Annotated in this window: 9 protein-coding genes and 1 pseudogene; 6 read left to right on the top strand and 4 right to left on the bottom strand. The window is 67.5% G+C overall.

The window, feature by feature from the left end:
- Positions 1-33 precede the first annotated feature (33 nt).
- Positions 34-1116: a cupin domain-containing protein gene (locus ON29_RS14865; RefSeq protein ID WP_083863504.1), complete on the top strand. Its 1083-nt coding sequence runs from the start codon at positions 34-36 to the stop codon at positions 1114-1116.
- A gap of 33 nt (positions 1117-1149) precedes the next feature.
- Entirely contained in the window at positions 1150-2781 is a 1632-nt protein-coding gene (locus ON29_RS14860; protein ID WP_040866830.1) for an FAD-binding oxidoreductase, read from the top strand.
- 108 nt (positions 2782-2889) lie between these two features.
- Here ON29_RS14860 and ON29_RS14855 read toward each other — a convergent pair whose 3' ends face one another.
- Entirely contained in the window at positions 2890-3858 is a 969-nt protein-coding gene (locus tag ON29_RS14855) for a TIGR03557 family F420-dependent LLM class oxidoreductase (protein WP_040866915.1), read from the bottom strand.
- Positions 3859-4018: 160 nt separating this feature from the next.
- Positions 4019-4795 (bottom strand): MHYT domain-containing protein, encoded by a 777-nt coding sequence (locus tag ON29_RS14850; RefSeq protein ID WP_040866829.1) that lies wholly within the window; start codon positions 4793-4795, stop codon positions 4019-4021.
- Positions 4796-5617: 822 nt separating this feature from the next.
- Here ON29_RS14850 and ON29_RS14840 point away from each other — a divergent pair.
- Genes ON29_RS14840 through ON29_RS14830 form a run of 3 tightly spaced genes read left to right on the top strand, consistent with a single transcriptional unit; the run spans position 5618 to position 8995 of the window.
- On the top strand, positions 5618-6148 hold the full coding sequence (locus ON29_RS14840) for a hypothetical protein (protein ID WP_040866827.1): 531 nt from the start codon (positions 5618-5620) through the stop codon (positions 6146-6148).
- A 34-nt stretch (positions 6149-6182) separates the two neighbouring features.
- A complete protein-coding gene (locus ON29_RS14835) occupies positions 6183-7838 on the top strand; it encodes an enoyl-CoA hydratase-related protein (RefSeq protein WP_040866826.1) in 1656 nt (551 codons plus the stop codon).
- A gap of 53 nt (positions 7839-7891) precedes the next feature.
- Entirely contained in the window at positions 7892-8995 is a 1104-nt protein-coding gene (locus ON29_RS14830) for a CapA family protein (RefSeq protein ID WP_085994881.1), read from the top strand.
- Here ON29_RS14830 and ON29_RS14825 read toward each other — a convergent pair.
- Both ON29_RS14825 and ON29_RS14820 read right to left on the bottom strand, forming a co-directional pair.
- Positions 8976-9623, bottom strand: a pseudogene (locus ON29_RS14825) (dienelactone hydrolase family protein); the annotation flags it as partial. The gene ON29_RS14830 and the pseudogene ON29_RS14825 overlap by 20 nt on opposite strands.
- A 114-nt stretch (positions 9624-9737) precedes the next feature.
- Positions 9738-10496 carry a hypothetical protein gene (locus tag ON29_RS14820; protein WP_157172782.1) on the bottom strand — a complete coding sequence of 253 codons (759 nt, stop codon included), beginning with the start codon at positions 10494-10496 and terminating at the stop codon, positions 9738-9740.
- A gap of 549 nt (positions 10497-11045) precedes the next feature.
- Here ON29_RS14820 and ON29_RS36405 point away from each other — a divergent pair.
- A complete protein-coding gene (locus ON29_RS36405) occupies positions 11046-11213 on the top strand; it encodes a hypothetical protein (protein ID WP_169332575.1) in 168 nt (55 codons plus the stop codon).
- Positions 11214-11379: the final 166 nt, after the last annotated feature.

Genomic DNA, 11379 nt, shown 5'->3' with positions numbered 1-11379 from the left:
GGTTTCCTGGGGAGTTCACGCGCCGAGACCGGCATGATCGAACCGGAACGATCCTTTGACCGCGAGCGAGGAGGAACCGTGCGAAGTCCATCCCTTCATGTCGCCTCTCTACGCAAGGGCGAAGAGATCTACCGCAGCGAACTCGGCTCACTCACCCGACTCACCGCCGACAGTTTCCCGATCCTCAGCGGGCTGTCGATCAAACGCCTGACGCTCGCACCGGGCGCCATCCGCGAACCGCACTGGCACGCCAACGCCACCGAACTCACCTATTGCACAGCGGGGCGGGCACTGGTCTCGGTCCTGGACGACGGCAGCCGAGTCTCCTCGTTCCTGGTGCGCGCGGGCGAGATGTTCCACATCGATTCCGGCGCGCTGCACCACGTGGAGAACGTCGGCGACAGCGAGGCGGAATTCATCCTGGCCTTCCGCCACGAACGACCGGAGGACTTCGGCTTCAGCGCCGCCCTCGGCGCGATGACCGATTCGGTTCTCGGCAATACCTACGACCTGCCCGCCGAGGACTTCGCCGAGATCCGGCGCGACACCAGCGCGAAGTTCGTGGTGAAACGCGACGGCGACCCCGACATCCCATCCACCGCCCACTTCGGCGACCCGCACCATTTCGCCCTCGAGGCGATGCCCGCGCAGGTGGACTCGCCGGTCGGCTCCGCGCGCACCGCCCGCGCGCAGTTCTGGCCGGCACTGCACGACATATCGATGTACTCGTTACGGGTCCGGGAAGACGGTATGCGCGAACCGCACTGGCACCCCGTGACCGCCGAGATGGGCTACGTCCACCGCGGCTCGGCACGGATGACGATCATGGACCCGGACGGCGCCTTGGACACCTACACCGTGCACGAAGGCGAGGTGTACTTCGTCCCCCGGGCCTATCCGCATCACATCGAGGTCGTGGACGCACCGGAGATCCACCTGCTGATCTTCTTCGACCAACCCACACCCGCCGACATCGGCTACCGTGCCTCGATGAGCGCCTACTCCCGCAAGGTGCTCGCCGCGACCTTCGGCGTCGCTCTCGACGCCCTCCCCGACCTGCCCTTCACTCCCACCGACCCGTTGATCGTCACCCGGAACAACGCGCTCGCCCCGTAGCCGAGGCCGCGCGTTCTGCGAAATGGAGCCGAGATGGCCACGAGGTCATGGTGGGGATGGGGCAACCGGGAAGACGCGGTGACCGGCCGCGAACGAGAGGCGCTGACCAAGCGCGTGGCGGCCCTGCTCCCGACGGCCGATCTCACAGTGCACGACGCGCCGGACCCGACGTCGCTGGATGTGCCCGCGCCCCGCGTCCGGGTGCCGGATTCCCTGGCCGCCCTGGCCTCGGAAGACCTCGGCGATCGCGTCGCGCACGGCAACGGGCAGGCGTTTCGCGACGTGGTGCGCAATCTGCTCGGCCGAGTCGATCACGTACCCGATCAAGTGTTGCGGCCACGCGCCGAGCAGGACGTGGTCGACATCCTGGACTGGTGCGCGAGCGCGGGTGTCGCCGTGGTGCCGTTCGGGGGCGGGACGTCGGTGGTGGGCGGTGTCGAACCCCGATGCGCCGACGCCTACGCCGGGGCCGTGGCCCTCGACACCGGCCGCATGGACCGGATCATCGAACTCGACCGCACCAGCCGGGCGGCGCGGATCCAAGCGGGCATTCTGGGTCCGGCGCTGGAGGCGGGATTACGGCCGGAGGGCCTGACGCTTCGGCACTTCCCGCAGTCGTTCGAGTTCTCCACGCTCGGCGGCTGGCTGGCCACCCGCGCGGGCGGCCACTACGCGACCGTCTATACCCACATCGACGACATGGTCGAATCGATGCGGGTGGTGACCCCGGCCGGGATCAGTGCATCGCGCAGGCTTCCCGCGTCGGGCGCGGGACCCTCGCCGGACCGGATGTTCCTCGGATCGGAGGGCATCCTCGGGGTCGTCACCGAGGCGTGGATGCGCGTGCAGGATCGTCCGCACCGGCGATCCGGAGCCTCGGTGGTGTTCGACGACTACGGCGCGGCCGTGGCCGCGACGCGTGCCATCGCCCAGTCCGCGCTGTATCCGGCGAACTGCCGACTGCTCGATCCGGTGGAGGCGTTCATCAACGCGGGCGTCGAGGCGGCCGGTGGAGTGCTGGTCCTCGGATTCGAGTCCGCGGACCACCCCGTGGACGAACCGATGCGCCGGGCGGCGCAGATCTGCCGCGAGCACGGCGGCGCCGTTCCGGACGGGATCCGCACCACCGACTCGGAGCGAGACCCGGCGCGCGCGGGCGCGGCCGACACGTGGCGCTCGTCGTTCCTTCGCATGCCCTATCAGCGCGACGCGCTCGCGGCCCAGTCCATGATCGTGGAGACCTTCGAAACCGCGTGCACCTGGGATCGATTCGAGGCCCTGCGCGCGGCAGTGCAGCAAGCGACCGCGGCCGCGTTCCGATCCGCCGGGGTGACCGGCGTGCTGACCTGCCGGTTCACCCATGTCTACCCGGACGGGCCCGCGCCCTACTTCGGCATCTACGCCGCAGGCCGCTGGGGACGGACCGTCGAGCAGTGGGACGAGATCAAGACCGCCGTCTCGGAGGCACTGCACGTCGGCGGCGCGACCATCACCCACCACCATGCCGTCGGCCGCGACCACCGCCCCTGGTACGACCGCCAGCGGCCTGAACCTTTCGCCGCGGCACTGCGGGCGGCGAAATCGGCGCTCGATCCCGCCGGAATACTCAATCCCGGCGTCCTGATCGACCCGGCCCCTCACCCGCCCGCACCGAAGGCCCGATGAGCAGGCCCGGCCCCGAAGGAGCGCCGCGCGAGCGACCTCCGGGTAGGCCGGACCGCATCCCCGGCCGAAGCGTCGGCGCCGCGATCGACGCGGCCGGATCGCTCGGGCTCAGGCGCTCGGCGTCAGAGCCCGCAGCGGCTTGTCGAGTTCACGGCGGTAGAAGTCGAGGAAGCCGTCCGGGTCGGGTCCCGCGTTCTGCATCACGAGGTGGTCGAAGCCCGCGTCGGTGTACTGTTTGGCGGCCTCGAGGTAGCGGGCCGGGTCGGGACCGCAGGCGAAGTTGTCGAGAATGTCCTCCAAGCGGACGGTGGTCGTCGCGGCGGCGAAATTGACCGGGTTCGGCAACTCGCTCATCACCTTCCATCCCGTCACCGCCCAGCGCGTCGTATCGAGCACCGCCTTCGCGGCCGTCTCCTCGTCGGGAGCCCACGCCATGCCGACCTCCGCGTATCGGGGCCCCGTGCCGCCCGCCGCGCGATAGCTGTCGACGAGTTCGGGCTTCGGTTCGGTGGCGAACAGGCCGTCACCGAGTTCGGCCGCGATCCGGGCCGCCTCCGGCCCGCCACCGGCGACCGCGATCGGCGGGAGCGTCTCGGGCAGGTCGAAGACGCGAGCATCGGAGACGGTCAGGAACTCCCCGTCATAGGACCGGTAGCCGCCGCTCCAGAGCGAACGGATGATCTCGAGGGCCTCGCGAAGCATCCGCTGCCGGATACGCACGGGTGGGAACTCACGGCCGACGACATGTTCGTTGAGACGTTCGCCCGAACCGACGCCGAGGGTGAAACGGTCGCCGGACATGATCGCCAAAGTGGCCGCGGCCTGCGCGATGATCGCGGGGTGGTATCGCAGGATGGGGCAGGTCACGCCGGTCGCGAGCTCGATCCGCTCGGTCTTCGCCGCGATCGCTCCGAGCACGCTCCAGGCGAACGGCGAATGCCCCTGGTTGTCCAGCCAGGGGTGGAAGTGGTCGCTGATCTCCACGAAGTCGAACCCGGCCTCCTCCGCCCTGACAGCTTGGCGGACAAGCTCGTTCGGGCCGAAAGCCTCGGCCGCCAGTTTGTACCCGATGCGCATCGCCACCTCCTGCTTCGGCTGGGAGCGGCCGGTCATCTCGGCAACCGGCTCTCGGCGCGCTTACCCCGCATCCGGCAGCGAAAACCTCGCCGCACCCGTACGCGGCAGGTCCGCTCCCGGCGGCAGCCACCGCGTCACCCGACAGGAGACCGGGGTTCGTTCAATCGCGAGTCGGCCAGTAGCTGGAGGCATGCCTGCCCTGCGGGACATAAGTGTTCTCGTCGTCGACCTCGGTGACGCCGAGATGGAGCAATAGCAGCACGGTAACCAGACTGATGCTCACGATCAGCGGGGTGAGCAACTGCGTCGCGCCGGCCCCGGACGGTGGATGCATGTGCTGGGTTTCGTGGACATGCATCGCGAACATGCCCGTATAGTGCATGCCCGACACCGCGACACCCATCACCAGCGCGGCGCCGACGGTCGCGGCCGTGCCTCGGACGTGCAACGTGAACCACAACGCGGCGGTCGCCGCGACAACGGCGATCACCATGGACAACGCGACGATCCGTCCGTCGTAGCCGATCATCGCGTCGGACTTCATCGCGTACATGCCCGCGTAGTGCATCGCACCGACGCCGAGACCGGTGACCGCGCCGCCGGAGAACAGCGCCAGCGGCCCCAGCGTCCGCTGATGGGCGATGCGCAGTCCGATCCAGACCACCCCGATCGCGATCAGCGCGCTGATCAGGGTGATCGGGACGTCGTACCGGATCGATGCGCCGTCGATGGCGAAACCCAGCATCGCGATGAAGTGCATGACCCAGATCCCGGTGCCGCCGATCGCGACCGCCGCGGCGAGCAACCAGCCGTCCCGGGCGGAACCGCTGCGGGACCTGGCCATGCATCGCAATCCCAGCAATGAACCGGTGAACGACATGACATAGGCGACGATGGGTGTGAGCCATCCGTGGCTGAAGTGGTCGATTTCCAGCACGCGACACTCCTCGCTGGATAGATTCGAGCATCGCCCGGAGGACGCCCGAATCTCACATAGTGAAACTGCAGGTAGATGGTTTAGAGTACTACTATCCTCTTTAAAAACATAGGATGAGTCTCGGATAGCGGGAAATGCGTTGAAACTCGGCCGAAACGTTCGCCTGCCGATCCACTCTGCACCACCCGGCCGCGGAAGCCTCCATTCAGCTAGCAGCTGGCTTCCGAGTGCCATCACGAGCGCGCATGTCGGTCGAGGGTCACGCCCGCCACCGCACACGGCCGCCGGTCCGGCACTTGCATGACGACCAGATCTGCGACGACACCACAGCTGTCGATCCGGTTGCCCCGGGAGAACCAGAAATTTGCCGCAGGGCGGCCGACGATCCACCACTGTCGCGGTTTCTCGCCGCATCCGACCCCGGCACAGCCCGCCACCGGCCTCAGGTCATACGTCGAAGTGCCGCGAACGGCAGACGAACCCGTTTCCGGATGCACGTGCACATGTCGATTCGTGAACAGCGGCCGACTCTTTCGGCAGACGGCGACCGGCACAATCGCAGTTAACCCATCGGCGGAGCACTGCCATCACCTCGCCGCGATAGCCCGCGACCGCTCCGGCACTTCCTGCCACACCCCGGAACGCGCTGGGCCGTCGTCGGGCGGAGACACGAACGCGGGGGCGAGCGAGACGCTGGTTCCGCCGTGCGACAAGCGGACTCAGCGGTCGCCCGAACCCTTTCCTTCATGCGATCAACGACATCTGGCGAACTTTCAGCGTTTCTTCGTATGTCTCACCCGGGTAACGGCGTATTGTCGCGCTATGCCGACTGCGACGTCGATCGACACCGGAGCCGAACACCTCGCCTGCTGGGTCACCGTCGTCGGGCAACGTCTACATCAGTTGCCCACAGCAAACCCGCATGTCCTGCTCGCGCACGCGATGAGCGGGTTCCTGGCGATCGGGCGAGCGAGCATGGCCCTGCTGACCACATCCGCGAATCCCACCGACATCCGAGACCACGATCTCGTCTTCGAGATCACGGCCGACGCGGAACGATGGCTCACCGACGCGGCGACCGAACCGGTCGTCAACCAGATCACCGACCGTGGTGAGCACATTCAGCGCTACCTCAGTCCCGTCGCGCTCGACACCGTCGCGAAAGCGCGCCTGCGGCGCTGCGCGCAGACAACGGCGATCCACACCCGAGATCTACTGGCCCGGATCGACACCGACCCGGACGCATCGGACGAGATCCGGGATCTCGCCCGGGATCTCGCCGCACGAGCGAACGTCATCGCCACCGTCTACGCCGAGGACCCGCAACAGCTGCTCTCGATGTCCAGCAGGTGATCCACCCGGCGACGCGGGCCCGGAAGACCCCGCGATGACACAGCGAGTACTGATTCTCGCCAGTGCGAACAATGGGCTGACCCAACGGGCCGCACTCGCGATTCGCCGGTCCGGCCGCCCCATCCGGACCGAAATCGTGCATTGCGCAACAGATATCCGCGCGGCGGTCGAATCGAACGGCTTCGATATCGTCGTCTGCCCCTATCTGACGACGAAAATACCCGCCGACGTCCATTCGAAATGGACGTGCATCATCGTTCATCCCGGACCGGTGGGCGACCGCGGCCCCCATTCCCTGGACTGGGCGATCAGCGAACGCCAACCCTTGTGGGGCGTCACGGCACTCACCGCGGTCGAGGAAATGGACGCCGGGCCGATCTGGTCGACGCGGGTGTTCCCGTTACCGGCCGAACGCAAGTCCGCCGTCTACAACACCGTGGTCGCGGACGCCGCGATCGAGTGCCTGCTCGAAGCGCTCGACAAGGCCGCAGGGCCACCCCGCTCCCCCATTCCGCAGGCCGAGGCACCGCGTCCCGTGGCCCGGGCCCGGCCCCGGCCCGCGATGCGTCGAAACGACCGCGCGATCCGCTGGAGCGACGCCGCCGTCGAGATACTGAGCGTCGTGCACGCTGGTGACGGCTCACCTGGGGCGGGGGCGATCATCGGCGGCGCACCGGTGCTCGTCTACGACGCCTTCCTGGGGCAGGTCGATCCCCAAGCGCCACCGGGCACTGTGATCGGCCGCAGTGACCACGCCATCGAAGTCGCCTGCGGCGACGCGGGCCTTTGGATCGGCCGCCTGCAGCCCCGCACCGGTGACCGGCCGTCGTGTAAAGGACCAGCGGTTCGGGTCCTGGCCGCGACCGGATTCCCGGTGCAGGCGATACCGTGCGCGCCGACCGGCCCTCGCCGGGAGATCCGGTACCGGCGCGAGGGCGACATCGGATACCTCGACTTCGACTTCTACAACGGTGCTATGGACACCGCCCGATGCGACCGGTTGCTCGCGGCGTTCACCCACGCGGCGGCGCGGGACACGAAGGTGCTCGTGCTCGCGAACACCGGCCCGTACTTCAGCAACGGCATCGATCTGAACGCGGTGGAATGGTCCGGCGATCCCGAGGGCGAGACATGGCGCAACCTGCTGGCCATCAACAACGTCTGCCGGGCGGTCCTGACTTGTTCGACCCAGGTCACGGTGGCCGCGGTGTCCGGCAATGCCGGCGCGGGCGGTGTCATGCTCGCCTCGAGCGCTGATCTGGTTGTCGCCACCGAAGCAGTGGTGTTCAACCCGCACTACCGGACGATCGGACTGTCGGGCTCGGAGTTCCACACCTACACCCTGCCGCGGCGGGTCGGCAGCGCATCCGCTCATCGGCTGCTGAACGAGTGTCAGCCCCTCGACGCGGCAGGCGCCGTCGACCTCGGCATGATCGACGCGGTGGCGCCGAGCGGGCGATTCGGCGAATGGGTGGCGGAACTCGCCGACGAATGCGCCCATCCGGCCCGGTGGGCGGCGATCATGGCCGCGAAACGACCTCGCTCGATCGACCTGAATTCCGTCGAGGCCGCCGAGCTGCGGCGAATGGCGCAGGACATCTTTCTCGACCGGAACGAATTCCGCCGCAAGCGGCAAGAGTTCGTCTACAAGAAGTCACATCACCCAACGGCAGCCGGAACCGGCTCGTGAAAATCGACGAGCAAGCGTTCACATCGCCATCGCGATGATCGAAAATGGTATCTATGGCGACCGTGCTGCTGGGCGGCGACGTCATGCTGGGGCGGGGTGTGGACCAGATCTTGCCGCACCCCGGCAACCCGAGGCTGCGCGAACGATATGTCAACGACGCGCGAACCTATGTCGAGTTGGCCGAACGCGCGTACGGCGAGTTCACCCATCCGGTCGCCTACGGGCAACTGTGGGGTGATGTCCTGCCCATCCTTGCCCGCATCGCCCCCGAGGTGCGGTTGCTGAATCTGGAGACCTCGATCACCGCGGACGGCGCGTTCGCGCCCGCGAAAGGCATCCACTACCGGATGCATCCGGACAACATGCCCGCGTTGACCGCGATCGCACCGGTGGTCTGCGCGCTGGCCAACAATCACGTCCTCGATTTCGGAATCCCCGGGATGGCCGACACCCTCGCGGCGCTCGACGCCGCGAATATCGGCCGCGCCGGAGCCGGGGCGGACCTGGCGGGCGCCCGTGCGCCCGCCACGGTGGAACTCACCGATGGCCGCCGCGTGGTGATCGTCTCGGTCGCCGCCGGTTCGAGCGGGGTGCCGGAATCCTGGTCGGCACGCGACAACCGGCCGGGGCTGTGGCGAGTGGGCTACTCTCCCGGGGCCGCGGCCGCCGAGGATGTCGCGGCAGAGGTGGCGGCACACAAGCGCGACAACGATATCGGCATCGTCTCCGTGCATTGGGGACCGAATTGGGGTTACGACGTCACGCGAACCGAAATACAGTTCGCGCATCGATTGATCGACGCCGGAGTCGACGTGGTGCACGGGCACTCCGCCCATCACCCGCGTCCGATCGAGATCTACCGCGGCAAACCGATCCTGTACGGGTGCGGCGACGTTATCGACGACTACGAAGGCATCCGCGGCCACGAGCGCTACCACGCCGACCTGCATCCGTTGTATCTGGTATCACTCGATACCGGCTCGGCGGAGGTCCGGCTGATTCCGCTGCGCGTGCGGCACATGCGCCTGGAATGGGCTCCGCGCAGCGAATCCCGCTGGTTGTGCGAGAAGATCGAGGACATCAGCCGTGGCTTCGGCACCCGCGTAGCGCCCCGATCCGACGGTCTGCCTGTGGTGGTCAGTGCAGCACGACGGTGAGATGGCGGTGGAACCACTGGACCGCCAGGTCGGCGACTTGTTCGAGTGCGCCGGGTTCCTCGAACAGATGTGTCGCGCCAGGGACGATATCCAGCTCGCTCGGACACGGCATCCGCAGCTGGGACTCCCGGTTGACCTCCAGCACCCACTTGTCGTCACCGCCCACGATCAGCAGCGTCGGTGCGCGGACCGACCCCAGGCGCGAACCCGCCAGGTCCGGTCGACCGCCCCGGGAGACGACCGCCGCGATCTCGGTCCCGGGTTCCGTCGCCGCCCACAGTGCCGCGCCCGCGCCGGTGCTCGCCCCGAAATACCCGGTCGGCAGGCCGCCGACGTCCGGCCGCGTCCGTAACCAGTGGGTCACCTCGACCAGGCGATGTGCCAGCAGCGGGATGTCGAAGACGCGCGCGCGGTCGCCCTCCTCCTCGGCGGTCAGCAGATCGACCAGCATCGTCGCGAACCCCGCCCGGTTCAGTTCCTCGGCGACGAACCGGTTTCGCGGACTTCGCCTGCCGCTGCCGCTGCCGTGCGCGAACGCGATCACGGCGGTGCTGTCCGCAGGCACGGCCAGTATCCCGGCCGATCGGGCGTATTCCGACGGCACGATGACTTCTTCTGTCCGCGTCGGGAACCGGGGTGCGGACGGCATCGAACACCTCCTGGTATCCGGGGTACTCCCCAGGCCCGTCGTACGCAAGAGGAGGAATCGCAGGACGGCTCGGCTACCGCCGACAGCCGACGGTTATTCCGTGTCTTCGGGTTCGGCCGCCGGCTTCGATGAAATGACCTGGACACGCCACGGGACAGCGAAAAGACCGCCGGATCTGTTGCGGATCCACTGGGCGAGCGCGGCGACCGCCGAGCCGAGCGACGTCGCGCCGGCGATCAATGCCCACGGCGTCAAACCCGCCGACGAGTACGCGACCTGCCCGATTCCCGGCACGACGAGCCTGCCGTTGCCGAACGCCCAGCTCATCAGCGATCCGATCTGGCCGCCGAGGTCCGTACGGCGTCCGACCATGGCCTTCATGTCGCCGCCCTTGCTGTTGATGTAGAGCACGGTGAACAACACGAGCAGCGCGGAGACCAGCGAGGACAGCGTCGCGAGCCGGCTGAGGGCGACGAGGCGCAGACGCAGGTTGATCACGATCACCAGAATCGTGATGACGATGGCGGCACAGGCCAGCAGGGCCCAGAAGCCGGTGATCTGGGCCGGACGCGGCCCCGAGCGGGACCAGACGTTCATGAACCGTGTGGTGATTTGCATCCGGCCGAAAGCGTTGGTGCTCACGCTGCCATCCGCGCCGCGCGCGGTCATCCACGGCTGGAACAGCAAAATCAGCGTCACGAGGCTTCCGGCCGCGGCCCAAACGTAGCCCCAATACCCGCGCAGCGCGACCGAAATCGCCTTTGCCGGTACGGCGCCCCTCTCCGCCCAGTTCTGCTTGGCGGGCTGGCCGTCTGGAGTTTCCTTCGACTGCCAGGGCGTTGGCTGCACCATTGTCTCAGTTTAGGGTCGCGCAACCGGACGATTTCGGGCACGGCTCACCGCCAGTGGGAAGTGTCGCAATGCGGTGCCCCCGACCTACCGACCGAGAGTTCCGGCTTCCGGCGTCGACAGCGAACTGGGGCGCACCCAGGCTGAAACGGTACGGCAGGGGCGCGGGCCGCATCGGTCGGGTAACGATCCCCGTTATCGTGCGTCGCCCCTTCGCCGATCAGCCATCCACCGACGCCGACCGCAGCAGCCGCACCGACCGGAGACCATCGCGCACACGCCACCACCTGGCAACGCCGGTCTCCATTGTGCGAACATCCGCGTATGTTCATGGCGTGCACAATTAGGGCGCTGGATGGGGCCCTAGAAATCTTGCGGTATGTTTCAGGCCGACATTCGGGTCCACTACCCCGAAAAGCGCACCAATGGTGATCTTCCTGTTACGCAACGCCGGGGACCTTGACATTTCTTTGCCTGGTGCTCATCGGCCTTAAGGTGAAGCATGAAATCCGTGAGTCAGAGATAAGTTTCACTCGAGTCAAAGGATGCATAATGACCACCAGAATCACGAAAGTTCTCGCCGCGACCGCAATGGCCGTTTCCGTGGGTGTCCTCGCGGCTCCCGCCGCTTCCGCCGAAACGCCATCGGATCTGGCGACGCCGGTTTGGGGCTCCGTCGTGCTCTGCTTCCCGCTCGGCAGCGTCGTCTGGTGCATCTGACAGCGCCTGGTGTGCGGCCGCGCCGAGGCGAGGCGGGTCGCACTCCTCGGCCCGAGGCCTCTTTCCATCTCGACAACCGGCGTTGTCCCGTCGGCTCCAGCACGAATCGAAGTAGGGAGGCACAGCACAGTAGTTGCCGCCGCACGTGGATCGACCGTCGCGGCGG

Source organism: Nocardia exalbida NBRC 100660 (assembly GCF_000308575.1).
In the GTDB taxonomy this organism is placed as follows: domain Bacteria; phylum Actinomycetota; class Actinomycetes; order Mycobacteriales; family Mycobacteriaceae; genus Nocardia; species Nocardia exalbida.
The sequence above is the reverse complement of the archived record's forward strand: the minus strand, read 5'-3'. Positions and strand labels throughout refer to the sequence as shown.